This is a genomic window from Halomonas sp. HMF6819 (assembly GCF_044335525.1).
In the GTDB taxonomy this organism is placed as follows: domain Bacteria; phylum Pseudomonadota; class Gammaproteobacteria; order Pseudomonadales; family Halomonadaceae; genus Vreelandella.
Genome location: NZ_JBIQVY010000001.1, coordinates 1,236,618 through 1,260,768, shown reverse-complemented (window position 1 = coordinate 1,260,768; position 24,151 = coordinate 1,236,618). Strand labels below are relative to the sequence as shown.

The 24,151-nt window shown below is 60.5% G+C and carries 25 protein-coding genes; 17 read left to right on the top strand and 8 right to left on the bottom strand.

The features are described 5' to 3' along the window. Positions 1 to 126: 126 nt before the first annotated feature. From ACGLWX_RS05700 to ACGLWX_RS05670, 7 genes are all read left to right on the top strand, one after another. Positions 127 to 1,980, top strand: coding sequence for a J domain-containing protein (locus ACGLWX_RS05700; RefSeq protein ID WP_396238042.1), 1,854 nt, complete (start codon positions 127 to 129; stop codon positions 1,978 to 1,980). Positions 1,981 to 2,093: 113 nt separating this feature from the next. Next, positions 2,094 to 2,555: a DUF6998 domain-containing protein gene (locus ACGLWX_RS05695; RefSeq protein WP_396238040.1), complete on the top strand. Its 462-nt coding sequence runs from the start codon at positions 2,094 to 2,096 to the stop codon at positions 2,553 to 2,555. 106 nt (positions 2,556 to 2,661) lie between these two features. After that, positions 2,662 to 3,093, top strand: a complete 432-nt coding sequence (locus ACGLWX_RS05690) for a hypothetical protein (RefSeq protein WP_396238038.1) — start codon at positions 2,662 to 2,664, stop codon at positions 3,091 to 3,093. A gap of 178 nt (positions 3,094 to 3,271) precedes the next feature. After that, positions 3,272 to 3,907 (top strand): LysE family translocator, encoded by a 636-nt coding sequence (locus ACGLWX_RS05685; protein ID WP_396238036.1) that lies wholly within the window; start codon positions 3,272 to 3,274, stop codon positions 3,905 to 3,907. Positions 3,908 to 3,973: 66 nt separating this feature from the next. Continuing rightward, on the top strand, positions 3,974 to 4,819 hold the full coding sequence (locus ACGLWX_RS05680; protein WP_396238034.1) for an EamA family transporter: 846 nt from the start codon (positions 3,974 to 3,976) through the stop codon (positions 4,817 to 4,819). Positions 4,820 to 4,926: 107 nt separating this feature from the next. Beyond that, positions 4,927 to 5,343 (top strand): lysozyme inhibitor LprI family protein, encoded by a 417-nt coding sequence (locus ACGLWX_RS05675; protein ID WP_396238032.1) that lies wholly within the window; start codon positions 4,927 to 4,929, stop codon positions 5,341 to 5,343. Positions 5,344 to 5,442: 99 nt separating this feature from the next. Continuing rightward, positions 5,443 to 6,087 (top strand): DsbA family oxidoreductase, encoded by a 645-nt coding sequence (locus ACGLWX_RS05670; protein ID WP_396238030.1) that lies wholly within the window; start codon positions 5,443 to 5,445, stop codon positions 6,085 to 6,087. A 79-nt stretch (positions 6,088 to 6,166) separates the two neighbouring features. Here ACGLWX_RS05670 and ACGLWX_RS05665 read toward each other — a convergent pair whose 3' ends face one another. Together ACGLWX_RS05665 and ACGLWX_RS05660 are read right to left on the bottom strand one after the other, a co-directional pair. After that, complete coding sequence (locus ACGLWX_RS05665) at positions 6,167 to 7,294, bottom strand: glycerol dehydrogenase (protein WP_396238028.1); 1,128 nt, start codon at positions 7,292 to 7,294, stop codon at positions 6,167 to 6,169. Positions 7,295 to 7,462: 168 nt separating this feature from the next. After that, positions 7,463 to 8,617, bottom strand: coding sequence for a homoserine O-acetyltransferase (locus ACGLWX_RS05660; RefSeq protein ID WP_396238188.1), 1,155 nt, complete (start codon positions 8,615 to 8,617; stop codon positions 7,463 to 7,465). A 189-nt stretch (positions 8,618 to 8,806) separates the two neighbouring features. On the opposite strand from ACGLWX_RS05660, the gene ACGLWX_RS05655 reads away from it, so the two are divergent. Both ACGLWX_RS05655 and ACGLWX_RS05650 read left to right on the top strand, forming a co-directional pair. Next, positions 8,807 to 9,100, top strand: a complete 294-nt coding sequence (locus ACGLWX_RS05655; RefSeq protein ID WP_396238026.1) for an MBL fold metallo-hydrolase — start codon at positions 8,807 to 8,809, stop codon at positions 9,098 to 9,100. 3 nt (positions 9,101 to 9,103) lie between these two features. Then, on the top strand, positions 9,104 to 9,784 hold the full coding sequence (locus ACGLWX_RS05650; RefSeq protein WP_396238024.1) for a hypothetical protein: 681 nt from the start codon (positions 9,104 to 9,106) through the stop codon (positions 9,782 to 9,784). Here ACGLWX_RS05650 and ACGLWX_RS05645 read toward each other — a convergent pair. Next, the gene (locus tag ACGLWX_RS05645) at positions 9,771 to 10,943 is read right to left on the bottom strand and encodes a UbiH/UbiF/VisC/COQ6 family ubiquinone biosynthesis hydroxylase (protein WP_396238022.1); all 1,173 of its coding nucleotides are present in this window, start codon (positions 10,941 to 10,943) and stop codon (positions 9,771 to 9,773) included. The genes ACGLWX_RS05650 and ACGLWX_RS05645 overlap by 14 nt on opposite strands. 97 nt (positions 10,944 to 11,040) lie before the next feature. On the opposite strand from ACGLWX_RS05645, the gene ACGLWX_RS05640 reads away from it, so the two are divergent. Next, a complete protein-coding gene (locus ACGLWX_RS05640; RefSeq protein WP_396238020.1) occupies positions 11,041 to 11,898 on the top strand; it encodes an NAD-dependent protein deacetylase in 858 nt (285 codons plus the stop codon). Here ACGLWX_RS05640 and ACGLWX_RS05635 read toward each other — a convergent pair. Beyond that, positions 11,895 to 12,518, bottom strand: a complete 624-nt coding sequence (locus ACGLWX_RS05635; RefSeq protein ID WP_396238018.1) for a DNA-3-methyladenine glycosylase — start codon at positions 12,516 to 12,518, stop codon at positions 11,895 to 11,897. The two genes, ACGLWX_RS05640 and ACGLWX_RS05635, sit on opposite strands and share 4 nt — an antisense overlap. 70 nt (positions 12,519 to 12,588) lie before the next feature. On the opposite strand from ACGLWX_RS05635, the gene ACGLWX_RS05630 reads away from it, so the two are divergent. From ACGLWX_RS05630 to ACGLWX_RS05600, 7 genes are all read left to right on the top strand, one after another. Beyond that, the gene (locus tag ACGLWX_RS05630; RefSeq protein ID WP_396238016.1) at positions 12,589 to 14,049 is read left to right on the top strand and encodes a YdiU family protein; all 1,461 of its coding nucleotides are present in this window, start codon (positions 12,589 to 12,591) and stop codon (positions 14,047 to 14,049) included. Positions 14,050 to 14,144: 95 nt separating this feature from the next. Continuing rightward, positions 14,145 to 15,191, top strand: coding sequence for a DNA polymerase IV (dinB, locus tag ACGLWX_RS05625; RefSeq protein WP_396238014.1), 1,047 nt, complete (start codon positions 14,145 to 14,147; stop codon positions 15,189 to 15,191). 115 nt (positions 15,192 to 15,306) lie between these two features. Further along, complete coding sequence (locus tag ACGLWX_RS05620; RefSeq protein WP_396238012.1) at positions 15,307 to 16,098, top strand: alpha/beta fold hydrolase; 792 nt, start codon at positions 15,307 to 15,309, stop codon at positions 16,096 to 16,098. A 36-nt stretch (positions 16,099 to 16,134) separates the two neighbouring features. Then, a complete protein-coding gene (locus ACGLWX_RS05615; protein ID WP_252106825.1) occupies positions 16,135 to 16,386 on the top strand; it encodes a YkoF family thiamine/hydroxymethylpyrimidine-binding protein in 252 nt (83 codons plus the stop codon). A gap of 274 nt (positions 16,387 to 16,660) precedes the next feature. Continuing rightward, positions 16,661 to 17,677 (top strand): TRAP transporter substrate-binding protein, encoded by a 1,017-nt coding sequence (locus ACGLWX_RS05610; RefSeq protein ID WP_396238010.1) that lies wholly within the window; start codon positions 16,661 to 16,663, stop codon positions 17,675 to 17,677. After that, complete coding sequence (locus ACGLWX_RS05605; protein WP_396238008.1) at positions 17,674 to 18,186, top strand: TRAP transporter small permease; 513 nt, start codon at positions 17,674 to 17,676, stop codon at positions 18,184 to 18,186. Before ACGLWX_RS05610 ends, ACGLWX_RS05605 begins: the two co-directional genes overlap by 4 nt. A gap of 22 nt (positions 18,187 to 18,208) precedes the next feature. Beyond that, positions 18,209 to 19,513: a TRAP transporter large permease gene (locus ACGLWX_RS05600; RefSeq protein WP_396238006.1), complete on the top strand. Its 1,305-nt coding sequence runs from the start codon at positions 18,209 to 18,211 to the stop codon at positions 19,511 to 19,513. Between the two features lie 73 nt (positions 19,514 to 19,586). On the opposite strand, the gene gabT is transcribed toward ACGLWX_RS05600, so the two are convergent. The 4 genes from gabT to ACGLWX_RS05580 all read right to left on the bottom strand — a co-directional run bounded on the left by gabT (position 19,587) and on the right by ACGLWX_RS05580 (position 24,139). Further along, positions 19,587 to 20,864 carry a 4-aminobutyrate--2-oxoglutarate transaminase gene (gabT, locus tag ACGLWX_RS05595; RefSeq protein ID WP_396238004.1) on the bottom strand — a complete coding sequence of 426 codons (1,278 nt, stop codon included), beginning with the start codon at positions 20,862 to 20,864 and terminating at the stop codon, positions 19,587 to 19,589. 78 nt (positions 20,865 to 20,942) lie between these two features. Continuing rightward, positions 20,943 to 21,869 (bottom strand): diguanylate cyclase, encoded by a 927-nt coding sequence (locus tag ACGLWX_RS05590; RefSeq protein ID WP_396238002.1) that lies wholly within the window; start codon positions 21,867 to 21,869, stop codon positions 20,943 to 20,945. Continuing rightward, the gene (locus ACGLWX_RS05585) at positions 21,862 to 22,671 is read right to left on the bottom strand and encodes an EAL domain-containing protein (protein ID WP_396238000.1); all 810 of its coding nucleotides are present in this window, start codon (positions 22,669 to 22,671) and stop codon (positions 21,862 to 21,864) included. The genes ACGLWX_RS05590 and ACGLWX_RS05585 overlap by 8 nt, the downstream gene beginning before the upstream one ends. 253 nt (positions 22,672 to 22,924) lie before the next feature. Continuing rightward, positions 22,925 to 24,139 carry a CaiB/BaiF CoA transferase family protein gene (locus tag ACGLWX_RS05580; RefSeq protein WP_396237998.1) on the bottom strand — a complete coding sequence of 405 codons (1,215 nt, stop codon included), beginning with the start codon at positions 24,137 to 24,139 and terminating at the stop codon, positions 22,925 to 22,927. Between the last annotated feature and the right edge of the window lie 12 nt (positions 24,140 to 24,151).

Sequence of the window (24,151 nt, the reverse complement as noted above, 5' to 3'; positions counted from 1 at the left end):
CACGCGGAAATTTTACTCGCTTCGCTTCTAAAATTCCGGTGAGTGGAGCGTTAGCTTGGATGTAACGCGCACCTGCTTTGCGTATTGGGCATCATCTTAAGAATGACATAAACAGAGAAATTACGGATGCTTAGCTTCCTCTCAAGAATACTCGGAAAAGGAAGGGGTGAAGATCCCCAAGAAAACACCGGGTTAACGCATGTTGCGCATGAGTCGACAAGAAAATCTGGCAGACGAGAACCACCGAAGGAACTCGACTGGTCCCAAGCCGAGTATGTTCCGCTACCGCCATCACCGCCTACTTGGGAGGTCGATGGTCGCGACGAATTTCACCGTGAGTACAGCGATCCATCGATTGGTCCTGTGTTTCAAGCGGGATTCAAGGGCCAACACACCAAGGTCGTGAAGCTGGCCGGCAATTTATCGCAAGAACAGCGACAAGGGCGTGTCGGGGAGGTTATAGCCAAAGCGTACGGCAAGCTGGTTATACAGCGGATGAAATCTGGGCAGCTAGCGGCGGCGGCAAAGCAATCCATTGAAATGTTTGAGCGTGTCCCTAGGCACGTCAAGGACGTTGATTTACGTCGTTTCAATCGTATTTTGAAAGAAATGGAGAAGTCGGGAAAGAAGCATGGGTACGAACCGGTAGATGTTGCAAGCCCCTCATCATTGCCGCTGTTTGAGGTATCGGAAGATGCCCCTTGGACGCTTGTAGGCGAGCGAAAGCTAAAGGTCGGTGAGCGGCCAGATCCTGCCTTTACTATTGCTGCCATCGATGCCAGAGGGACTTGGTTGCTCGACCGTTCCGGGGCCAGTGCGGATCAATCAGGAGTGAAAAGCGTACTTCGTAGAATGGACCGGCATGGGGGCCTAGTTGGCGAGAAAGCTTTGTACCATGATGCCTATCGAACAGGAACCGGCACCGCGGGTTCTGGTATAGCGATTATGGATTCCGGCGTGGTGCTCCACGTCTACGATGAGGATTTGAATCTTGTAACGGAGTCAAATCTGCAAGCGGATCCCCGTGTTGTTGATCATTTCCGGACCATTGATACAAATTACTGGGGTGACTTCAAGTCCCAGGTGCGAGCCGTGGATGTTTCTCCTGATGGGGATTGGTACCTTTTCACCTTAGCCGACGAGGCTTGGTGCTGCACGGCCTCCGGCAATGCTGTCTGGGGGCTCGTGATGCCACTGAAGGAAGGTTGGAAGCGTGTCGTGGGACGCAGTGAGCGCACCGGGGTGGCTCAAGATGTTGAGGAGGCGCTACGGCTTTTCGGTTTATCCCTACCCGTTGATCCCACGGACATCAAGCGGGAGTACCGCAAGTTGGCGCAGGTCCACCACCCTGACCGCAATGCTGGCGATCCCACTGCCACTGAGAGAATGAAAGAGTTGAACAGTGCGTTTGAAATTTTAACTGGTGTTGATCCGAACACGCTCACATACGACGAGTCTGATGTTACGTATTTTGCCCGGACAGATCCCGACTACGCTATGGAGCTAGAGGGCTTTCGACTTGAGATTACCATGACTGGTGGCGTGCCCCAAGATTGGGTCTACGCAGCTAGTTTTGCCGCTGTCGGCGGCGGGGCCTACTTGGCTACTTATTCGGGGAAAGTCATCCGAGTTTCACGAGAGGGTCGCCCCGAGTCGGTGTACGACATCGGGACCTGCCCGAACGAGATCGTTGATGTTGGTCTATATACTTACTTTCTCACTCCCACCCGACTTTATGTCATTGAAGATCGCGCAAAGCTCGCTGCGTTTCTCGATGTCTTCCAGCAGGGGCGATTATTGGTAACGCAAGAAGGGTTTGGCTTGCTCACAGGGAAGCAGCTTCAGTGGTTCACGCCCGCCGGTGCGAAAACTGGCGAATTGACGGCGAGAGACCCCATACGGGCGATTTACGCAACTAATAGCGGAACGATTGTCCAAACTCGACAACACCAAGTCGAAATCCAAGGGCTATTCATGTGAAGCGCATTATTTTCAAAGCCCATGAATGCCTCATTGATGAGTTAACAACAGCGTTAATGCGGACCGGCTTTTCCGCTGGCGCTTCAAAGCCGGCCGGTTACGCTGAGCGTTAAATGTCTATGTTAGATCACGATAAATTCCGGGCCTTAGTCACAGAGCTCTATTCAACGGTCAAAGAGTTGGAGGTTATGTTTCCGGGCAGGCACTTTACCCCGGATGGTCATATGGTTGGCAGTTTGGGTGAATGCCTTGTGGCCGACGCATACAATTTGGAGTTGAAGACAGCGTCCAACAAAGGCTATGACGCTGTCACCGAAACCGGCCTGAAAGTTGAGATCAAGGCTACGCAATCCAACACTGTTGCATTTCGGAGCCAGCCGCAGCATACGATCATCATCAAGATCCTGCGTGACGGTACGTTCGAGGAAATCTATAACGGGCCGGGAGCCTTTGTTTGGGAGCAATTTAAAGGTAAACGGCTACCGAGTAATGGCCAGTTTCAAGTCTCTCTCAACAAACTCCGGCAACTCAATCAAACAGTGGCTCAGGCGGACCGTGTGCCCAGGGTCATTTAATAAGGCGCAGCATTTGGCGCACGATGTTCTTCGGACACCCTTTACATGACTCCTTCGTCGTTACTCCAAGGCCGCCGCTGTGCTTCGGCGTTATAGCGAACCAAACATGAAACTACTCATACTAGCGATAACGCTGTTGCTATCAGGCTGTGTTGTTTATCCCGTCAACAAAACGCTTCAGCCTGAGGCCGAAATCCTCGTCACCGATGTGCAAGGAAAGCCCATTCAGGATGCTTGGGTGTCTTTAATATCAAGCTCCTACCCGTATGGCCTTGAACAGAGGAGAACGGGTGATAAAACCAATGCTGGAGGCGAGGCGAGCTTTCCAGAAATGAAGGAGTGGCGCACGGAATCGCTGATGATCCACGGCGCAAGCGTGTTTTTTTGGAATTGGTGCATCGTAAAAGCCGATTTTGAAACACATATTACCATGTGGAGTAGTGGGGATGACTTTCAGCCCCAATACGATGTCACTCTTACGCCGGGGGAAAGCACGCCATGCCCAGAAGAGCTCAATAAGATTGGCCACAGGCTGTAGCGCGCACAGTAAGGCTGAGCCAAGGGCAGGTGAAGCATAGTGCCCATTGAGAGTCTTTCCGCCGCCGACATTTATTCCCTTGGCCTGGTCGTGAAGTTCTCACCGTAAGGCGGTAAAGTTATTGAATAGCACGGTGACGCCGCCGCTTTAACAATAACACCGTCATGGGAAGCCCAATATGTTCGATTATACGGTTCTGCACTGGATGACATTCTTATCGGCCGCGGTGCTTCTGAATCTTTCGCCAGGGCCGGATATCGCGTTCATTCTGGGACAGACACTTCGTAACGGTCGGCGGCAGGGGTTGGCGGCCATGCTGGGGATCTGGACAGGGGCGGGGGTGCATGTGGTCATGGCGGCGGCGGGGCTATCGGCCATTTTCTCCACGTCCGCGCTGGCGTTTTCCGTCGTCAAATGGCTGGGGGCTGCTTATTTGATATGGCTGGGTATCAAAATGTTGTTATCAAAAGGTGATTCCTTCGTCTCGAACGATCACGCCAGCACGCAGAGTAGCCGCTCCGTTTATTGGCAAGGCGTACTCGTCTCGGCGCTTAACCCCAAGGTGGCTATTTTCTTTCTCGCTTTCTTGCCCCAGTTTGTGGTGCCCGGTGCGGGGTCTAACGGCGCGCAGCTCTTTTTGCATGGCTGCCTTATCATCGTGGTCGCGGCGTTTATCGAGCCACCCCTGGTCCTGGCAGGCGCGCGGCTGGGGTCGTTTTTAAAGAAAAATCGCCAGGTGGGGCTTTGGATGGATCGAGGGCTCGGGGCTTTGTTTGTTGCATTGGGTGTAAAGCTTGCGACGAGCAGCCGGTAGCTTCCTACAGGCTGGAACATCAGCTTTTCCTCACCACGCAGGTTGACCGCCCAAGGAGTCGAGGACATGAGCCCCGAAATCACCCTGATCGTTCTGCTCGCGGCGCTCTTCAACGCCAGTTGGAACGCCATCGTCAAAGTGAGCGGTGACCGCATCGCCGTCATGGCGGTGATCACGCTAATGGGAAGCTGCGTGTCCGCGCTCGCCTTGCCTTTCGTCACGCTCCCGGATCCGGCCAGTTGGCCGCTTCTGGGGTTGGCTATCCTGATTCATACCGCTTATCACTTCTGCCTGCCCATGGCGTACCAGCATGGTGATTTCGGCCAGGTCTATCCCATCGCTCGCGGGTCGGCGCCGTTACTCGTCACTCTGGGCGCGGCCGCGTTCGCCGGCGAAATGCTGGGCATGTTACCGCTGCTGGGGGTGCTGTTTCTCGGGGTGGGGGTGATGTCGCTGGCTTTCGATGCGCGTACCGGTATTACGCGTAACCCGCGCGCCATCCTCCTGGCGTTGGGCACGGGCGCTTTGATCGCCTCCTACACGCTGGTGGGCGGTTTGGGGGCTCGGCAGGCGGGGTCGGTACTCGGCTTTGCGGTTCTTCTAACGCTTGGCAACGGCGTGCTGACGTTCGCGATTGCGTGGATATGGAAAGCCAGAGAAATAAAGAAGGTAATAGGCAGCCACCTGGCACCCGCCGTGGCGGGCGGTGGTATGCAGGTGGGCGCCTACTGGATCGTCATCTGGGCCATGGCCTACGCGCCCCTGGGCATGGTGTCGGCGCTGCGCGAAACCAGCGTGCTGTTCGCCGCGCTGATCTCTACCCTTATCTTGAAAGAAGGCTTTGGCGTGTGGCGGTTCGTGTCGTCCGGGCTGATCGCGTGCGGCATTGCGTTGACGCGTTATAAGCCGTAGCCACTGCCCATCCGTCGTAGGTCGAAAGATGATCTCCCTGGTATCGAATGTGAGAACATGGCGGTTGTGCCCGCTTGGCCAACACCTTATGTGCGTTTGGGGAAAAAATGAAAAAGTGGCTATTCATAGTGCTCGCTTCGCTGTCGCTTTCCGCCGTGGCTGAGGACGAGGCGCTTGATTGCAATAACGTAAGGAACACGCTCGAGACCAATCAGTGCGCGGCTATCGAATTAGAGGCCGCCGAAGAGGAGCTTACCCACTATCTGGAAACGAGCGTTGAGCATAACGCGGCTGACCCGGCGTTAGTCGAGGCTATTCAGGCGGCTCAAAAGCAGTGGCAGGCGTATGCTGCTGCCCACTGCGGCGCGGTCTATACCCAGTGGCGCGATGGCACCATTCGCGGTGTCATGGGCATTACGTGCCGTACCCGGTTAACGAAACAGCGAACGCACGACCTCTGGCAAGACTTCCTAACCTATATGGACAGTACGCCGCCGGTGCTACCGGAACCTCCGGTCGAGTAACGTCTTGATCCATTACATGACGGTACTGACGTGACGCCCGATAGACACGTACCATGCTTGCTTCAGTGTGATCGAATGAGGGGTTACCCAATGTAGACGTTGAGAATTGACCTGGTATCCGATGTGGCCTGCCCATGGTGCGCCATCGGCCACCGGCGCCTGGAACAAGCGCTGGAAACCTTGAAGGGCGAGATCGAGGTCGAGCTTCACTGGCAGCCCTTCGAGCTCAACCGCGACATGCCGCCGGAGGGCGAACCGATTCTGGAGCACCTGTGCCAAAAGTACGGCAAGGACGCGGCCAGCATGGAGCAGTCCCAGCGCGAGATCATGACGGTTGCCGAAGAACTTGGCTTGAATTTCCGTGGCGCGCTGGAGCGCCGGGCGAATAATACCTTCGCGGCCCACCGGGTGCTGGCCTGGGCCGGAACTCAAAACCTTGAGACGCCCCTGCAGTTGGCCCTGTTCGAGGCCTACTTCGGTGAGGCGAAAAATCCGGCCGACCCGCAGGTGTTACGCGAGAAGGCGAGCGAGGTGGGGCTTGATGGCGATACCGCCGAAGCCATCGCTTGCTCTGATCAGTACGCGGACGAGGTTCGAGCGGAGCAGCAGCGGTTTATGGACGCCGGCGTCAACGCCGTTCCAGGGTTCATCCTCGACGGCCGCTACCTGATTGCCGGCGCCCAGCCCGCCGAGGTGCTGGTCGATGCGCTTCGCCAAGTGGCGGAAGAGAACGCTAACCGGTGATGCTCGGTAGGCCTTGAAAAGAGTCGAGTAGGCGAGGAAAGGAGACGCCACTAGGGTGGCGTCTGTGATTTTTCAGGCTTTACTCGCTCAGCCCCACCTTCGCCATAAACGCCCGCGCGTGCACATCCACCGCCTTGATAGCGCTGACGACCTGCTGCGGCGTGAGCTCGTAGGCCAGGTTGTGGCTCGATTCGCCTTCCTTCAGCGCGGCCTCGGCGACGCGGTACAGGTCGTCGTCGCTTGCGTCTTCGAGCTTCAGCGCTTTGAGCGTCACCGGCAGGCCCAGCGCCAGGTATAAATCCAGGTACTCTTCCAGCTCCGCCTGGGGCGTTTGATCCAGAATTAGCTGGGCGACGGTGCCAAACGCCACCTTCTCGCCGTGGGTCAGCTCGTGAATCTCGCCATGAAGCGCGGTGAAACCGTTGTGGATGGCATGCGCCCCGGCCAGGCCGCCGCTTTCAAACCCTAGCCCGCTGAGTAGCGTGTTGGCTTCCACCACCGCCTCGAACGAAGGCGTGACGATCTGCGCCTGGTTGGCCTGGTAGGCGAGCATGGCGTGCTCGAAGAGAATCTCTTCGCACTTCTCGCCAATGGTCGCGCCAAGGAGCGTAGCCTTACCGCCGGCCATGTTGTTGGCATTGGCGCGAATGGCAGCGCGCGCCTCGACCCACGTGGCCAGCGCATCGGCAATGCCGGAGGCCAGAAAGCGCGGCGGCGCCTTGCAGATGATGCCGGTATCCACCAGCACCAAATCAGGATTCTTGTTGTAGAAGCGGTAGGACTCGAACTCGCCGTCGTCGTTATAGATGACCGACAGGGCGCTGGTGGGCGCGTCGGTAGAGGCGGTCGTCGGCAGCACGGCGCAGGCCGCGTCGAGCAGGTCGGCCACGCCCTTGGCGGTGTCGATCGTCTTGCCGCCGCCAAAGCCGATGACCACGTCGGCACGTTGCTCGCGCCCGAGCTTGACGATGCGCTCGATCTCGCGAGCAGAGGCTTCGCCTTCGAATACCACGCGCTCGAAGCTAACGTTTTCGCCCTGCAGGCTGTCACTGAGCGCCTCGCCGGCGATATCCCACACCACGTCATCGGCGATCAGCAGCGCTTTCTTGCCGAGGGCGGCCACGTAGTGCCCGGCGCGGGCGGTGACGCCTTCGCCTTGCACGTAGCGGGCGGGGCTGATGAAGACTTTCTCGTTGGTCGCTTTCATGACTGATCGCTCCTGTGCATCAATGATTGGCTGGCCCAGTGTAGACAGTGCCCAAGCCGAAACGCTCGAATTGATTCAACAAACGTATCAGTAGCGACCGTTACCATGACCGGCGACAATAAAATGCCCCGCGCAAGGCGAGGCATCGTGGGAGAGAGCAGGGTGAAGCTACTTCAGAAAGTCGCGCAGCAGATCACTTGCCTGGTCGATGGCGAGCACGCCGTCCAGGTGGCCTTGATTGCCTTGAAGCGCTTCCAGCGTCACCTCGTTACCCGCTTGGCGGATCAACGCGGCGGTGCGGCGCACGCCTTCCGCGGAGAAGACCTGATCGTCTTCGCTATAGAGCATCAGCGTCGGCGCCTGAATGTTAGCGAGCCCTTCATCGGCGGATTCGCCGCCGGCCTCGAACGTTTGATTCGCGCGCACCAGATACAGCAGGTGGTTGGCATCGGCGCTGTGGGCGCGAACGGCGGCCAGGTTGTCCAGCGTCTGCTCGATCGCGTAGCGGGCGCCTAGCTCTTCGGCCGGGTCACGGTTTTCGTCCGCCCAATCGCGGGTGAAGGTGCGGTTCGCCCAGCGCCAGTGGCTGGCGTTGAGCGTGATCAGCGTGAGCGCCGCCTTGAGCCCTTCAAGCGGCGGCTCGCCGTCGTAGTAGTCGCCTTCGTTCCAGTTCGCGTCCAGGCGGATGGGCGCCGCCCAAGTGTCGAGCATGGCGACCAGCCACGGGTCGGCGGCGCCGCTACCGATTACGGGCACCAGCCGCTCGACCCGCTCCGGGTAGACGCTTGCCCACTCGATCGCCTGCAGCGCGCCCATGGAGGGGCCCATCACCGCGTATAGCGACTCGATCCCCCGGCTCTCCAACAGCGCCCGCTGCACCTCGACGAAATCGCGAATCGTCACCACTGGGAAATCCATGCCCCAAGGCTCGTCCGTCTCCTGGTTGATCGTGGCCGGGCCGGTCGTGATCACGTTCGGGTCATGGGCGTTGAGGTTGACCAGCGTGTCGGACGAAATGATATAAAAGCGGTCGGTATCCAGCGGCTTGCCCGGGCCGATGATGGCGTCCCAGTAGCCCGCCAGCACGTCGCTTTCTTCGTAGCGGCCGGCGGCGTGGCTGGTGCCGGAGAAAAAATGCGTGATCAGAATGACGTTATCACGCGCCTCGTTGAGCTCGCCGTAGGCCTCCCAGCCCACCCGAACGTTGGGGATCGTCTCGCCACTTTGCGTGGTGAAACGCTCGATCTCGAAGCTCTGTTTATCGACTAACCCGTCGAAGGCAAAAAGAGGCGTCGCGGTCATAAGGGCAAGGCTCGCTATCATCAGGGTGTATCGGCGTAGGTGGGGCATGGAATCTCCCGGGGGTGTTGTGATTGTTTTGGTGTACGTGAGAGGAAGCTCTATTGAGCATAGTCCGGATCGAGAATAGTCTGGATTAAGAATGGCTGGGATTGAGAATGGTCAAACACCGAGTTTTTTAACCACCCAAGCGCCTCGGGAGCATAAGCGCCCATGAACCTTCTGTTTCTTGGCACCTCCGCCGGCACACCCACTAAAGAGCGCAACTTTTCCGGGCTGGCGCTTCGCGAGCGCACCGGCAAGGGCTGGTACCTGATCGACTGCGGAGAGGCGACCCAGCATCAGCTTCTGCACACGCCGCTGTCGCTTCACGGGCTGCGTGCCATTCTGATTACTCACGTGCATGGCGATCACTGCTACGGGCTGCCGGGGTTACTAGCGAGCGCGTCGATGAATGGCCGCACCGCGCCGCTGACGATCGTTGCACCTCGAGCGATCGAGCGGTAGCTCATGGCCACCTGCGAGGCGACCAAGCTTCGGCTGTCGTTCGAGATGACGTTCGTCTTCTCCGAGACGTTGCCCGAGGTCGAGTTCGACGCGCTGACGGTCGCCACGACGCGCCTCTCCCACGGGGTGGACTCTTACGCCTACCGCTTTACCGAAAAGCCGGTACCGGCGCTCGACACCGAAAAACTGATCGAGCACGGCGTGCCGCGCGGCCCGATATGGGGGCAGCTTCATAAAGGCGAGGACATCGAGTGGCAGGGCGCAACGCTGAAAAGCGAAGCGTATTTAAAACGCGAGCAGCCGCCAATCAAAATCGTCGTTGCCGGCGACAACGACCGCCCGGAGCTGTTGGCCGGCGCCTGTAAAGGGGCCCAGGTGCTGGTGCACGAAGCCACCTACACCGCCGCGATGGCGGACAAGGCCGCCGAGGTGCGCCACTCTTACGCCCGGCAGGTCGCCGAATTCGCCGAGGCCGCTGGGCTACCGCATCTGGTGCTCACCCACTTCAGCCCGCGCTATCAGTCTCGCGCGCAGACTTCATCGTCGATTGAGGAGATCAGAGCGGAGGCCGAGCGTGTGTACTCGGGCACGCTTGTTCTGGCGCGGGATTTTCTGGAACTCGGCCTCGACAAGGTCGGTAACCTCTCGGAAGTCGTGCCCGCAGATACCTTCAACGCCACTTGAACGGATTCAGCCCGTTGGCCTGGCGCATCATCAGGCGTTTGGCCAGCGGCAGCCGTTCGGCCAGGTGCAGGCTGAAGTCGCCGAGCTGGCGAAGCGGTTTGGCGCCGGTGAACAGGTGATGAAAACCGTCGGTGGCGGCGATCATTGCCTGGTTGGCCAGGCGCCGGTGCCACTCGTAGTGTTGCAGCGCGGAGGCGTCGCCGGCATCAACGTGCTTGAGAATTTGCTCGGCCAGGGTGTCGGCGTCGTGCAGGCCGATGTTCAGGCCCTGGCCCGCCAGCGGGTGCACCACGTGGGCGGCGTCGCCCATTAGTGCCAACCGCTTGGCGGTATAGCTTCGGGCGTGCTGGCGCTTGATGGGAAAGCTTGCGCGGGCCACCACGCGAGTAATGCTGCCTAGGCGTTTGGGAAACGCCGCTTCGATGGCGTCCATCAGCGCGTCGTCGTCCAGCGCCTCGCGCGCCTGAATGGCGTTGGGTTCGTCGTACCACACCAGAGAGGCGCGGTGGCCGGGCAACGGCAGCATGGCTAGCGGCCCGGTGGGCGTGAAACACTGCCAGCTCACATCCTGCTGAGGGAGCGCGGTTTCCACGTTGACGATCATCGCGCGCTGGCGGTAGTCGTGGGTGGCGATGTCGATGCCGGCCAGCTCCCGGAGCTTCGAATTCGCGCCGTCGGCGCCGACCACCAGCTCGGCGCTCAGGGTTTTGCCGTTATCGAGCCCCACCGTGCGCCCGCGGCCGCTGGCAAAGGTGGCGACCAGGGTGGTGTCGGTATAGAGCGTCACGCTTGGCAGGTTTTCCAGGCGCTGCCAAAGCGCGTGCTGAAGCGCAGCGTTCTCGATGAAAAGCCCAAACTGCTCTAAATCGCTGTCCTTGGCCGAAAAGAGGCTGTGCCCGGTGCCTTCCTGGTTCCACACTTCGATATGGCGAAACGCCGCGGTGCGCTCCATGGGGAGCTGCGCGCCGCTGGCCTCGATGAACTCGAGCGAGCGTTTGTTGAGCGAGGAGATGCGCAGGTCATAGTCGCCTTCGGGCGCTTTGGGCGGCGCGCCGCGCTCGATCAGTGCCACGCGGCGCCCGCTCTTGCCCAGCCGCGCGGCCAGCGCCGCCCCGACCATGCCGCCGCCAATGATGATGGTGTCGTGATCCTGCTGCATGAGAGGCTCCTTTCTCCGCCGGGGGAGGGCACGTTATAGGCTCGGCCGATGTCTTACAGTATCGTTGGGATGTTAACTGGTTTTTTGAGGTGGCGTATTGACGCAGATAAAAAATCCAACAGATGTAGAGCAGGCAGGCGAGGAGCTGGCGGCGTTCATCGCTGACCATCCGCGCCTTTTCATCATCACAGGCGCCGGGGTCAGCACCGATAGCGGCATCCCCGATTACCGCGACGCCAACGGCCAGTGGAAGCGCTCGCCCCCGGTGCAGCACGCCGATTTCATGGGCAGTCTCCACGTGCGAAGGCGCTACTGGGCTCGTGCCCTGATCGGCTTTAAGGCGCTAGTCAGCGCCCAGGTGGGCGGCTCGCACCGAGTGCTGGCAGCGCTCGAAGCGCGCGGTCACGTGGAAATACTGGTCACGCAAAACGTCGACCGGCTGCACCAGCGTGCGGGCTCACGCCGAGTGGTCGACCTGCACGGCCGAGCCGATACGGTGAGCTGCATGGCCTGCGGCTACTCAATGATGCGCTACGCCATGCACGCGGAAATGGCGCGCATGAACCCGCGCTTCGCCGCCATGGACGCCGCCCACGCCCCGGACGGCGACGCAGATCTGGAAACCGATTTTTCGAGCTTTCGTGTCTACGACTGCCCGCGCTGTAGCGGCGTGATGAAACCCGACGTGGTCTACTACGGCGACGTGGTGCCGAAAGCGCGCCGGCTCGAAGCCGAAGCGGCGCTTGCGCGCTCAAGCGCGGTGCTGGCGGTGGGGACGTCGCTGATGGTGTTCTCCGGCTACCGGTTTTGCCGCGAAGCCCACGCTCGGGGCCTGCCGGTGGCGTCGCTGTCGCTGGGGGTGACCCGCGCCGATCATCTGCTTTCTCATCAGTGGCGCGCGCCGCTAACGCCGGTGCTGGCTCACGCGCTCGAGTGTCTCGATCGCGCGTCCTAGCGCGCTTTGGAGACCCACGGGTTGTCCGCGATCCAGAGCCGCCAGGGCGCGTCGCGATCCGCTGGCTCGGCGTAGTCGATACCGACCCGCGGGCCAGTCGCAATGCGCTGCGGGGTGGGGCCCTGGGCGACCCAGAGCTTGTCTGCGCGGGTCATGTCTTCGCCGTACAGGGCCTTGTCGATCGAAAGCGCCCGGGTGAGCTTGCCCGGGCCGTTGGAAAGCTCGCGATTTCTTGCCACGCGCGCCCGCCGCATGGCGTCTTCGTTCAGGCAGGGCTCGACAGCGCGTACCAGCACCGCGCATGGGTTGCCTTCTGGCTGGGTGACGATGTTCAAAAGCCAGTGCATGCCGTACACCAGATAGACGTAGGCGTGGCCGGGCGGGCCGAACATCGCCTCGGTGCGCGGCGTTTTGCGCCGGTGGGCGTGGCAGGCGGAGTCCGTCGCTCCCCGGTAGGCCTCGGTTTCGACGATGGTCGCGGCGATTAGCTCGCCCTCCACGCGGCGCACCAGCTGGCAGCCTAGAAGGTCCCGGGCGACTTCGAGGGTATCGCGGTCGTAAAAATCGCGGGGCAGAGGTGTTGAGAAGGATGCAGCGTCTGCAGATTCGGAAAGCGCCATGAGTTCGCCATAAACTTGAGTCAGGTGCTAGGGTATTAGCCCAACGACACTATTGAAAGCGGAGGCTCCAGTGCTGACATTCGAGCATGACTATACCCGGCTCCCCGAACCGCTCTGGCTCGCCTGTGAGCCTTCCGGTGTGCGCGCGCCAAAGCTGATCGCCTTCAACGAGGCGCTGGCCCGAAAACTCGGCGCAAGCGTCGTGCCTGACGACGAGACGCTCGCCCAGTGGTTCAGCGGCAACGAGATACCCAGCGGCGCGAAGCCTGTGGCGCTTGGCTACGCCGGCCACCAGTTCGGCAACTTCGTGCCGCAGCTCGGCGATGGTCGCGCGCTACTGCTGGGCGACGTGGTGGACGCCGAGGGCAAGCGCTTCGATGTACAGCTCAAGGGCAGCGGGCGCACGCCGTTCTCGCGCGGTGGCGACGGCCGCTCGCCGCTGGGGCCGGTGCTGCGCGAGTATCTGGTCAGCGAGTTCATGGCCGCGGTGGGGGTTCCCACAACGCGGGCGCTGGCAGCGGTGGCTAGCGGCGAGCGCGTAGCGCGCCAGATGCCAGAGCCCGGCGCGGTGTTCACCCGTGTGGCGTCGAGCCACGTGCGCGTGGGCACCTTCCAGTTCGCCGCTCGCCACGGTGAGGAGACCACCCGTGCGCTGGCGGACTACGTTATCGCCCGCCACTACCCCGAGGCGCGCGAACAGGATGATCCGTATCTGGCGCTTTTGGAGTGCGTGACTCGCCGTCAGGCCGAACTCGTGGCGCGCTGGATGAGCCTGGGCTTCATCCACGGCGTGATGAATACCGACAACACCAGCATCAGTGGCGAAACCATCGATTACGGCCCCTGCGCCTTCATGGAGCAGTTCGACCCGCGCAAGGTGTTTAGCTCGATCGACGAGGGCGGGCGCTACGCTTTCAACAACCAGCCGGCGGTCGCCCAGTGGAATTTGGCCCGCTTTGCCGAAACCTTGCTACCACTGATGAACGTTCAGGGTGAGGAGGGCGTGGAGCTCGCGGTCGAGGTGATTCGCGGCTTCGAGGCGCATTTCGACAAAACCCGGCAGGCGCTGCGCATCGCCAAACTCGGACTCGCCGAGGACGCCGGTGACACCGCCGATACGCTGATGGACGCGCTCGAGACATTGATGCATCAAGGGCGCATGGACATGACCGCCACCTTCGATGCGCTGACCCACTACGCTGAAGGCTTCGATGACATACGCCGCGAGGCGCTGCTGGCGCTTACCGATCAGCCAGAGGCGTTCGATGCGTGGCTCGAGCAGTGGCGCGCGGCGCCGCTTTTAAATGACGCCACGCGCTTTGACGCCATGCGCCTCGCCAACCCGGTCGTGATCCCGCGCAACCACCGCGTGAAAGAGGTCATCGACTCGGCCATGGAAGACGACTTCGCGCCGTTTCATACGCTGTTGAGCGTGGTGAGCGCGCCGTTCGATGAGTCCGTCGAGGCGCGCCGGCTGGCCGCGCCGGCCACCGACAGCCAAGCGGTGCTGCGCACCTTCTGCGGCACCTAGGGTGCGCGGGGCTATGCTACACTGTGATTTTTTACAGCCTTGACCCGGGTAACGGCCAAGCGCTGACCTTTCGACGGTGAGTCAGGCAGGAGCCCGTGCGCAAGATTATTCACTGTGACTGCGACTGCTTCTATGCAGCGGTCGAGATGCGCGACAACCCGGCGCTGACGGACATTCCTATCGCCATTGGTGGCAGCGTCGAGCAGCGCGGGGTGGTCGCCACCTGCAACTATCCGGCGCGCGAATACGGCATCCACTCGGCGATGCCCATGGGGCAGGCGCTCAAGCGCTGCCCGCACCTGACGATCGTGCGCGGCGACATGCCCAAGTACAAGGAGGTCGCCCGCCAGGTCTTTGCCATCTACCGCGATGTAACCGAGCTGATCGAGCCGCTGTCGCTCGACGAAGCGTTTCTGGATGTTTCCGAGGTGACGCAGTTCAAGGGCAGCGCCACGCTGATGGCCCGGGCCATTCGCGAGCGGGTGCAAAAAGAAGTGGGCATCACCGTGTCCGCTGGGGTTGCGCCGAACAAGTTTCTCGCCAAGATCGCAAGCGACTGGAACAAGCCCGACGGTCTCTGCGTCATTGCCCCGAACGACGTCGAGCGCTTCGTCGAGGCGCTTCCGGTCAAGAAGATTCATGGCGTGGGACCACGCACCGCCGAGAAAATGGCGAGTCTCGATATTCACACCTGCCTCGATCTGCGGGCGCGCCCGCTGACCGAGTTGATCGAACACTTTGGCCGCTTCGGCAAGCGCCTGCATGAATTGAGCCGAGGCCATGATGAGCGCCCGGTAAAAACCCACCGCGAGCGCAAGTCGATCAGCACTGAACAGACTTACTCTCAGGATCTACCGACGCTCGAGGCGTGCCGGGGCGAGCTTCCGGAGCTCCTGCAGGATCTGGAGCGCCGCTACGCCCGGCTCGACCCGCCGCCGGCGGTGAAGGGGCTGATGGTCAAGGTGAAGTTCAATGACTTTACCCAAACCACCGTCGAGCACGCCGACCCGGCACCAAACATGGCCCAGTTCGAAACGCTTCTGAACGTTGGCTGGGCTCGCGGCAGTCGCCCGGTACGCCTGTTGGGCGTGGGATACCGCTTAGCCGACGGCGCCCCGGATACTCAGCTTTCGCTCTTTTAAGGCTCCCCCTTTCGGCGCATTGACGTCGGCGTGGGGAGCGATTAAAACAGCTGTATGATCGATAGCGGCCTAAAGGCCGCGCTGACCTTCTATTCTCCCTTATCCCGAGCCGCCCATGACGCACTCTCGCCCTCTGCTGGTCTTTGCCCACGCCAACGGCTTCACCGGCGCCAGCTACCGGAGCCTTTTGGCGCCGCTCGCCGAGCACTTCGAACTGGGCCCTATCGACCGGGTGGGCCATCACCCGCGCTACCCGGTCAATCGCAATTGGGCCAACTTGGTCGACGAGCTGCTGCATTACCTGCCCACCCATCGAAAAGTATTCGGCGTCGGGCACTCTTTGGGCGGCACGCTCATGGCCATGGCGGCGCTTAGAGAGCCCGAGCGCTTTTTTGGGGTGGTCATGCTTGACCCGCCCCTGATGCTGGGCGTGGATGCCTGGGCGATGAAAGCGGCCAAGCGCTTTGGCTTTGTGGACCGCCTGACACCGGCGGGTAAAACCAAAGGGCGGCGCAGCGTTTGGCCAAGCCGCGAGGCGATGGCCCGCTCGCTTGGCCGCCGCGGCATCTTTCGCGGCTTTACCGCAGAGGCGCTCAACGACTATGTTGAAACAGGCACGACGCTTCGCAACGACGGCCAGGCGGAGCTGGTGTTCGAGCCGAGGGTGGAAGTGGCGATCTTTCGCAACCTGCCGGACCACCTGTCGTCGAAACTGACGAAAATCCGCGTGCCGGTGGAGATCGTCGCTGGCGACCGCTCGGATCTGCTGACGTCGGGTCGTATCGCGCGACTCACCCGCAAGGGCCTGCGCGTGAGCCACGTTCCCGGCGGCCACATGTTCCCGATGGAGCATCCCGAGGAGACCCGCGCGGCGATCATCAACGCCTGGCAACGGCTCGCACCCTAAACCACAGCCCACGAGACCCTATCAAGGAGGCATGCCATGTACCTGTCCGTACAGCTGAGTTACTACCCGCTGACCGATGACTTCAAGCCCGTGGTCAAGGAGGTCGTCAAGCGCCTGGAAGCTACCGGTCTCGAAGTGCATGCCAACCGCATGAGCACCCAAGTGTTCGGCGAGTTCGACACGGTGATGAACGCGCTTACTGAGGTCATGAAGTGGTCCTTCGAGACCCACGGCAAAGCGGTGTTCACCGCCAACTTTCTGGAAGGGGATCGCCGGCCGCGGGAGTAGCCGTTAGTTATCGACCGCTTTGATCGTCAATGCCGCGCCCGCCGCGGCATTGTTGTTTGTGAGCCGAATGAACGGCTGCAATCGGTCCAGGTATTCTGAGTATTTATTCAAATCAATCAGTTGGTTAAGTTAGCGTTGAAAGTGAATGATACTTCGTTCGTTGCGGGGCTTGGTGTCGCATTCAGGCGCATTTACGTCGCCTTCGAAAACAGACGACCGGCCGAGGAGGGTACATTGAAAGCGACATTCAATAAAAACGGCAGGGAACTCCATCATGACAGCGATCACTCCTTACTCTCGCCGGCGCACTGCCGGTAAAAGCCTGCTCACCGCTCTCGGGCTGGCGCTGGCTAGCGGCCAGGCGTACGCCCAATCCTTTAGCCTGGACTTCTCCAACGAGTACAACGCAAGCTCCATTCATGCCCAGGGCGATGCCTACTTCATCGACAAGGTGAACGAGCTGACCGACGGCGATATCAGCATCACGCTGCACACCGGCGGGGCGCTGGGGTTCAACTCCGGTGACCATTTCTACGCCGTGGCCGACGGTGCCGTCGACATCGCCGATACGCTGTCGGGCACGATGAGCGGCGTGGACTCGATTTTTTTGCTTTCGTCGCTGCCGTTTCTGGTCAACGATATCGAAGACGCCCGCCAGCTCTACGATATTGCCAAGCCTTATTACGAAGAGGTGTTCGCGGACAACGACCAGGTGCTGCTCTACGCCTCGCCCTGGCCGCCGAGTGGTATCTGGTCTAAAGACGACATTCAAAGCGCCGATGACCTGCAAAATTTAAAAATCCGCACCTTTGATCGTAGCGGCACCGAGACCTTTAGAAACGTCGGCGCCGCGCCGGTGAGTCTCTCCTGGGGCGATGTCGTACCGCAGCTCGCCACCGGCGGTATCAGCGCCGTTCTAACCTCCGCCGAAGCCGGCGCCAACGGTAGTTTTTGGGAGCATCAGAACTACTTCTCCGCCGTTCAGTACGCCATTCCGCTCAACATGGTGCACATGAACAAGGCGGTCTTCGACTCCTTTAGCGAGGAGCAACAGCAGGCCGTGCTCGAAGCCGCTCGCCTGACCGACCAGCACAACTGGGCCGCCGTCGAAACCCGCACAGAAGAGAACTACCAGACGCTTGCGGACAACGATGTGGTCGTGAACGACCCGGTGGCGCAGGCGCTGACCGACGTTCTATCCGAGGCCTCTACCAGCGTGGTCGAGAACTGGGTCGAAAGTACGGGTGAAACCGGCGAGACGATTCTGGACGAGTTCCGGAGCCAGCAATGAGGGTTTTCGAAGCCATCGAAAAGGCGTCGAGATTTCTCAATCGTGTGGGCGCTGCCATTGCGGTGGCGCTCATCATTTATATGTTCGGCCATATCATCGTCGAGATTGCGATGCGCCTTTTCGGCCGCTCGACGTTCATTCTGGATGAGTACATCGGCTACGCCGTAGCGACCATGGCGTTTTTGGGGCTGCCTTATGTACTGGAGAAGGGCGGGTTGATTCGGGTATCGCTTTTGATGGATCGCGTTCCCGGCCCTGCACGGTGGCCGCTGGAGTTATTCAGCAGCCTGGTCACCGCTGGCTGTTTTTTCTGGCTCTCCACGTTCTGGCTGCAGAACGTACAGCGTAGCTACCAGCGCGGCGTGGTCAGCGAAACCCTGGCCGAAACCCCAATCTGGATACCGGAAAGCGCTATTCTCATCGGCATGTGGCTAATTTCGCTGACACTGCTGGTAAGGGCGTTCAAAATCGCGCTGCTGCGCTCGCGCTACTCCTCACATACCGCTTAGACCGGGCTAACAGGAACGATTTATGGATATTTTCTGGACGGCCGTCGGCGTGGCGCTATTGCTAGTGTTTTTCCTCTCCATGGGGACCTGGATCTTCGCCTCGATGCTGGCGGTATCCATTGGGTCGCTATGGCTTTTCGGTGACTTTAGCGCGGACCGAATCGGCCTGATCTTTTCGCGGGTGCTATACCGCGCCAGCAATAGCTGGGAGCTTTCTGCCATACCGCTATTCATTCTGATGGGCGAGCTGATCTTTCGCTCCAACCTGTCGGAGCGTCTTTTCAAGGGGTTGGTGCCGATCACAAGCCGACTGCCGGGCGGCATTTTGCACACCAACGTGCTGGGCTGCACGCTGTTTGCCGCGGTCAGCGGTTCGAGCGCGGCTACCACCGCTACCATCGGCAAAATCACGACCCAGGAACTCAAGGCGCGCGGCTACGACCGTAACCTGTCGATCGGCTCACTCGCGGGGGCAGGCAGCCTGGGGCTTTTGATTCCGCCGTCGATCGTGATGATCGTCTACGGCGTGCAGGCGGAGGTGTCGATCAGCCAGCTTTTCATGGCCGGCGTGGTGCCGGGGCTTGTAATCGCGCTGCTCTACAGTAGCTATATCGGCGCGCGGGCGTTGATATCGCCGGACCTGGCGCCCAAACAGGTGGCGCATGCGCAGTCTGTCGGCCAGTCGATTTTGCTGCTGCTGCCGATTTTGATCCTGATTGCGATTGTGATCGGCTCGATCTACAGCGGTATCGCCACGCCTTCCGAGGCGGCGGCGGTAGGCGTGGCGGCCACGCTGGTGCTGTTGGCCGTTGAGCGCCAGATTAACGTTGCGATGCTCATCGAGGCGTTTCGCGGCACGCTGATCACGTCGATCATGGTGTGCAGCCTGTTGATCACGGCAACGCTGCTTTCCACGGCGATGGGCTATCTGCACCTGCCGCGCGAGCTCGCCAGTTGGATTGCGGCGCAGAACTTTAGCCCAACGATGCTTTTGGTAGCGCTGGCGATCTTCTATATCGCGCTGGGGCTCTTTCTGGACGGGATTTCGATCACGGTCATGAGCCTGCCGATTACGCTGCCAATCGTGCTGCTGGCCGGCTTCGATCCGATCTGGTTCGGTATCTTTTTGATCATCATGATCGAGCTTGGTCAGATCACGCCGCCGGTCGGTTTTAATCTCTTCGTTTTGCAGAGCTTGACCGGGGAGAGCATTGGCCGCGTGGCGCTGGCGTCGCTGCCGTTTTTCTTACTCATGTGCCTGGCGGCCATCATCATCAGCGTCTGGCCGGAGCTTGCGCTGTGGTTGCCGCGTTACATGACAGGTTGAGCGCGGTGTAGTGTAGGGCACAAAACAACAACGCCGCCCCAAGGGGCGGCGTTTTTATTCATCGAACCAGCATTCAGGTCAGCGATTCCAGGCAGGCCTCGATGATGTCGAGGCCTTCGTTGAGCACTGCGTCGTCGATGGTGACCGGCATTAGAAAGCGGATGGTGTTGCCGTAGAGGCCGCAGGAGAGCAGGATCAGCCCCTTTTCGCGTGCTTTCTTGCACAGCGCACCGGCCAGGTCCGGGTTGGGGGCGCCTTCGGCTTTATTGGATACCAGTTCGAAAGCGGCCATCGCGCCCATGTTGCGCGGGTGGGCGACGCAGTCGAATTTTTCCTGCCACTGGCCAAAGCGCTGAGCCAGTTTGTCGCCCAGTGCCCGGCTCTTTTCCAGAATGTTCTCTTCCTCGAAGACCTCGAGCACGGCAAGCGCTGCGGCGCAGGCGGTGGGGCTGCCGGTGTAGGTGCCGCCCAGCGAGTTGGGGCCGGAAGAGTCCATGACCTTGTCGGTGCCGACGATGGCTGAGATCGGCATACCGTCGGCCATGCTTTTCGCCATGGTCATGATGTCCGGCTCGACGCCGCTGTGCTCGATGGCGAAGAGCTTGCCGGTACGGCCAAAGCCGGACTGCACTTCGTCGACGATCATGAGAATGCCGAGCTCGTCACAGATATCGCGCACGCGCTTCAAAAACGAGGCGGGTGCCGGGTAGAAACCGCCTTCACCGAGCACCGGCTCGAGCACGATGGCGGCGGTATTGGCCGGGCCGGCGTCGGTCTTGAGCGTCATCATCAGCCCGCGGATGGCTTCCTCTTCGCTGATGCCGTGGGAGGGCACCGGGTAGGGCGCGCGGAAAACGGTGCCGGGCATCGGGCCGAAATCGGTCTGGTAAGGCGCGACTTTACCGTTCATCGCCATGGTGTAGAAGGTACGGCCGTGGTAGCCGCCGTCAAAGCAGATCACGTTGTCGCGCTTGGTCGCCGCGCGCGCGATCTTGACCGCGTTTTCGAGCGCCTCGGCACCGGAGTTGGCGAGCATGACCTTGGCGTGACCGCGCACCGGCACCACGTGGCTAAGCTTTTCGGCGACCTTGACGTAGCCCTCGTAGGGCATGACTGTCTGGCAAGTGTGCATGACCTTGTCGAGCTGATCCTTGACCGCGGCGACCACTTTGGGGTGGCGGTGGCCAATGTTGAGTACGCCAATACCGCCGGCAAAATCGATGAAGCGGTTGCCGTCGGCATCCCAGATTTCGGCGTTTTCAGCGCGGGCGGCAAAGGCGGTGGCGGGGCTTGCGGCGCCGGCGGCGACGTATTTCTGCTTTAGCGCGTTAAGCTCGGCATTACTCGTCATAGCAGGGTCCTCTTGCGTTGAGCAAAAATAACGGGTGTGAGGACAGCATAGTACGCAAGTGCCGATATTTACACGTCGTCAGGCAAGGCGTACCTGGTTGCGCCCGCTGGCTTTGGCAAGATACATGGCCTGGTCGCCGCTCTCGATGAGCTGCTCAGCACAGGTAGCGGGCGTACTGGCGACGCCGGCCGAAAGCGTGATCGCCAGCTGGTGAGGCGTAAAGCGGCGCTCCTCGATGATTGCGCGCAGGCGCTCGGCGGCGATGTGCGCCTCGTCACTGCCGGTTTCCGGCATGATGATAAGGAACTCTTCGCCGCCCAGGCGCACCTGCAGGTCGGTATCGCGAAGGGCGTGGGCGATCGTTGCCGTGACCTCGGCGAGTGCGGTATCGCCGGTGGCGTGGCCGTAGGTGTCGTTGATCGATTTGAAACTGTCCAGGTCGAACAGCACCACGCTTAGCTCGCCGCCGTAACGCCGGCAGCGCTTGAGCTCCTCTTCAAGCTGACAAAGCCCCGCGCGACGGTTCATTAATCCCGTGAGCCCGTCGTGGCTGGCCAAGTGATCGAGCCGGCTGTTGGCTTCCTGCAGGCGCTCTTCGAGCTTCTTGCGCTCGGTGATGTCGATGACAAAGGTGACCTTGTGCTGCTGATCGTCGTCGCCCTCGACTTTTGCGGCCTCCGTCAACACGGTGCGCTGCTCGCCGTTTTTGCAGTAAACTGTCCACTCCTGGCGGGCCTCGATCATCTCCGTGCCACCAAGAAACTCGGTATACTGGGCGCAGGCAAAGGATTGGCTTTCCGGCGAGAGCAGCATGATAAAGTGCTGGCCGATCAACTCCTCCTGAAGGTAGCCAAAAAAAGCACAGAAAGCGGGGTTGACCAGCTCGAAATGGCCCTGCGGGTTGGTGATACAGATGCCGATAGGGGCACTGCTAAGAACGCTCCAGGCGTTGCGTTGGGAGCGTCTGACCTTTTCTTGTAGTTGGTCGGTCGAAAGATCAAGCATTCACTGCCTCGGGAGTTGCAAGTGCAAGCGCCTTGGCTCGCAAGGCCGCAAGTCGCGGCGACAGATCCTCACCCAATGAATTAATGGCAGGCTTGGCATAAAAATAGCCTTGCTGGCGCATAATGCCAGCGCGGGCAAGCCACAGCGCTTCGGCTTCGGTTTCGACTCCTTCGGCGATCAACGTCGTACCAAGCTCTCGGCCAAGGGTAATGACTGACTTCAAAATTGCCTGGCGCCGCAGGTCGCTATCGCAGTGCATGACGATCTCGCGATCGATTTTTAGCTTATTGGGGGCAAGCTCGGTAAGAAGATCGAGATTGGCGTAGCCGTTGCCGAAATCATCTAGCGCAGTTTCAAAGCCCATACTGCGGTAGGCGTCGATGATGTCGGAGAGGTGCTGGCGATCCTTTACACGCTCGGTTTCGGTGATTTCGAATATCAGCCGATTGGCCGGCCAGCCTACCCGCCGTGATACCTCGAGTGTGGCCTGAATGCAGGCGTGGGGCTCGTAAACCGCGTTGGGGAGAAAATTGATAGAAAGGCTGGCCGGCATATTCAGCGCGCTGGCCATTTCGATCGCCCGCACGCGGCAGGCTTGGTCGAAGCGGTAAAGAAGGTCATCGGTAACTTTCGAGAGGATGCTGTAGGCCGATTCTCCATTCACCCCGCGCACTAATGCCTCGTAAGCGGTAATCTGCGCTTGGGAAATATCCACGATTGGCTGGAACGCCATGGTGAATTCGAACGGCAACTCCCCTTCACACCGATTACAGTGCCCCTGTACGCGAGCGCAGTTACCCATGAAACATCCTCCACAAACCCTTGATTTCTTAGTTTCTAGCGCGCTTTTGATGCGCCATTTTTCTAGTGTTTTAAGCTTAGTTCTTGGTAGTTTAGTATCAGTATAGGAGTCCGTACATGTCCGGCGTTATGCTTTTAACGCTCGTTTAACAATTATTTTCAATATTGCGTTGACCGACGCGCGAACAAAAAAACGCCCTGAGCGGGCGTCGAACAAGGGGAATCGAAAAGTAGAGGGGCGGTGAGCGGCGGGGCTAGATGATGCCCGCCTTGTAAAGCGCTTCGCGCTGCTGCGCAGTGATGCCGATTTCTTCCAGCACGTCGTCGGTGTGCTGCCCCAGAAGCGGCGGCGCGGTGGGTGCCGTGGTCGAGCGGCCGTCGATACGCACCGGGTTGGCGACCAGGTCGACGCTGCCGGCCTGAGGGTGAGCAAAGGTCTTTCTGAGTCCGCGCGCCTTGACGTGGGCATCCTCGAATACCCGGTCGAGGGTGTTGATCGGCCCGCAGGGCACGCCGACTGCTTCCAGCGCCGCCAGCCACTCGTCGATCGAGCGCAGCGCGAGCGTGGCCTCTAGAAGCGGCACTAGCTCCTCTCGGTTCGCCACCCGCGCGCCGTTGGTGGCAAAGCGCGGATCATCACAAAGACCGGGCTGCTCGATGACCTGACAAAAGCGCCTGAACTGTTCGTCGTTACCCACCGCGACGATGATATGGCCATCGAGGGTCGCGAAGGCCTGGTAGGGCACGATATTGGGGTGGGCGTTGCCCAGACGCTCGGGCACGCGGCCCGAGGTCAGGTAGTTGGTGGCCTGGTTGGCCAATACCCCGACCTGAACGTCCATCAGCGAAAGATCGATATGGCAGCCTTGGCCTGAGTCACGGCGGGCGTACAGCGCGGCGAGAATGGCGTTGGTGGCGTAGAGCCCGGTGAACAGATCGGTGATCGCCACGCCTACCTTGACCGGGCCGCCGCCGGGTACCTCGTCCGGCTGGCCGGTCAGACTCATCAATCCGCCCATCGCCTGGATCATGAAATCGTAGCCGGCGCGGTGCGCGTAGGGGCTCTGCTGACCAAAGCCGGTGATCGAGCAATAAATCAGCCCCGGATTGAGCGCTTTCAAACTCTCGAAATCGAGCCCGTAGCGCTTGAGCCCGCCGACCTTGAAGTTTTCCACGACGACATCGGCGCCTTCAGCCAGGGTTTTGATCAAGGCCTGGCCTTCGGGGGCGGCCATGTCCACCGTCACCGAGCGCTTGCCGCGGTTGGCGCACAGGTAGTAGGCGGACTCGAAGCTGTCACCGAGCCAGGGCGGCCCCCAGTGGCGGGTATCATCACCTTTGACCGGGCGCTCGACCTTGATGACGTCGGCGCCAAGATCGGCCAGCGTCTGCCCGCACCAGGGGCCGGCGAGCACGCGGGAGAGATCGAGCACCTTGACGCCTTTGAGCGGGGTGGGCGCATCGCTCATAAACACTCCTTG

What these genes read in the sequence shown, in the direction of transcription:
- gabT (WP_396238004.1), bottom strand. Translation starts at nt 20,864, where the DNA reads ATGACGAGTAATGCCGAGCTTAACGCGCTAAAGCAGAAATACGTCGCC.
- ACGLWX_RS05695 (WP_396238040.1), top strand. Translation starts at nt 2,094, where the DNA reads ATGTCTATGTTAGATCACGATAAATTCCGGGCCTTAGTCACAGAGCTC.
- ACGLWX_RS05620 (WP_396238012.1), top strand. Translation starts at nt 15,307, where the DNA reads ATGACGCACTCTCGCCCTCTGCTGGTCTTTGCCCACGCCAACGGCTTC.
- ACGLWX_RS05605 (WP_396238008.1), top strand. Translation starts at nt 17,674, where the DNA reads ATGAGGGTTTTCGAAGCCATCGAAAAGGCGTCGAGATTTCTCAATCGT.
- ACGLWX_RS05680 (WP_396238034.1), top strand. Translation starts at nt 3,974, where the DNA reads ATGAGCCCCGAAATCACCCTGATCGTTCTGCTCGCGGCGCTCTTCAAC.
- ACGLWX_RS05655 (WP_396238026.1), top strand. Translation starts at nt 8,807, where the DNA reads ATGAACCTTCTGTTTCTTGGCACCTCCGCCGGCACACCCACTAAAGAG.
- ACGLWX_RS05660 (WP_396238188.1), bottom strand. Translation starts at nt 8,617, where the DNA reads ATGATAGCGAGCCTTGCCCTTATGACCGCGACGCCTCTTTTTGCCTTC.
- ACGLWX_RS05590 (WP_396238002.1), bottom strand. Translation starts at nt 21,869, where the DNA reads ATGCTTGATCTTTCGACCGACCAACTACAAGAAAAGGTCAGACGCTCC.
- ACGLWX_RS05580 (WP_396237998.1), bottom strand. Translation starts at nt 24,139, where the DNA reads ATGAGCGATGCGCCCACCCCGCTCAAAGGCGTCAAGGTGCTCGATCTC.
- ACGLWX_RS05615 (WP_252106825.1), top strand. Translation starts at nt 16,135, where the DNA reads ATGTACCTGTCCGTACAGCTGAGTTACTACCCGCTGACCGATGACTTC.
- ACGLWX_RS05675 (WP_396238032.1), top strand. Translation starts at nt 4,927, where the DNA reads ATGAAAAAGTGGCTATTCATAGTGCTCGCTTCGCTGTCGCTTTCCGCC.
- ACGLWX_RS05635 (WP_396238018.1), bottom strand. Translation starts at nt 12,518, where the DNA reads ATGGCGCTTTCCGAATCTGCAGACGCTGCATCCTTCTCAACACCTCTG.
- ACGLWX_RS05600 (WP_396238006.1), top strand. Translation starts at nt 18,209, where the DNA reads ATGGATATTTTCTGGACGGCCGTCGGCGTGGCGCTATTGCTAGTGTTT.
- ACGLWX_RS05650 (WP_396238024.1), top strand. Translation starts at nt 9,104, where the DNA reads ATGGCCACCTGCGAGGCGACCAAGCTTCGGCTGTCGTTCGAGATGACG.
- ACGLWX_RS05585 (WP_396238000.1), bottom strand. Translation starts at nt 22,671, where the DNA reads ATGGGTAACTGCGCTCGCGTACAGGGGCACTGTAATCGGTGTGAAGGG.
- ACGLWX_RS05610 (WP_396238010.1), top strand. Translation starts at nt 16,661, where the DNA reads ATGACAGCGATCACTCCTTACTCTCGCCGGCGCACTGCCGGTAAAAGC.
- ACGLWX_RS05690 (WP_396238038.1), top strand. Translation starts at nt 2,662, where the DNA reads ATGAAACTACTCATACTAGCGATAACGCTGTTGCTATCAGGCTGTGTT.
- ACGLWX_RS05665 (WP_396238028.1), bottom strand. Translation starts at nt 7,294, where the DNA reads ATGAAAGCGACCAACGAGAAAGTCTTCATCAGCCCCGCCCGCTACGTG.
- ACGLWX_RS05685 (WP_396238036.1), top strand. Translation starts at nt 3,272, where the DNA reads ATGTTCGATTATACGGTTCTGCACTGGATGACATTCTTATCGGCCGCG.
- ACGLWX_RS05700 (WP_396238042.1), top strand. Translation starts at nt 127, where the DNA reads ATGCTTAGCTTCCTCTCAAGAATACTCGGAAAAGGAAGGGGTGAAGAT.
- ACGLWX_RS05645 (WP_396238022.1), bottom strand. Translation starts at nt 10,943, where the DNA reads ATGCAGCAGGATCACGACACCATCATCATTGGCGGCGGCATGGTCGGG.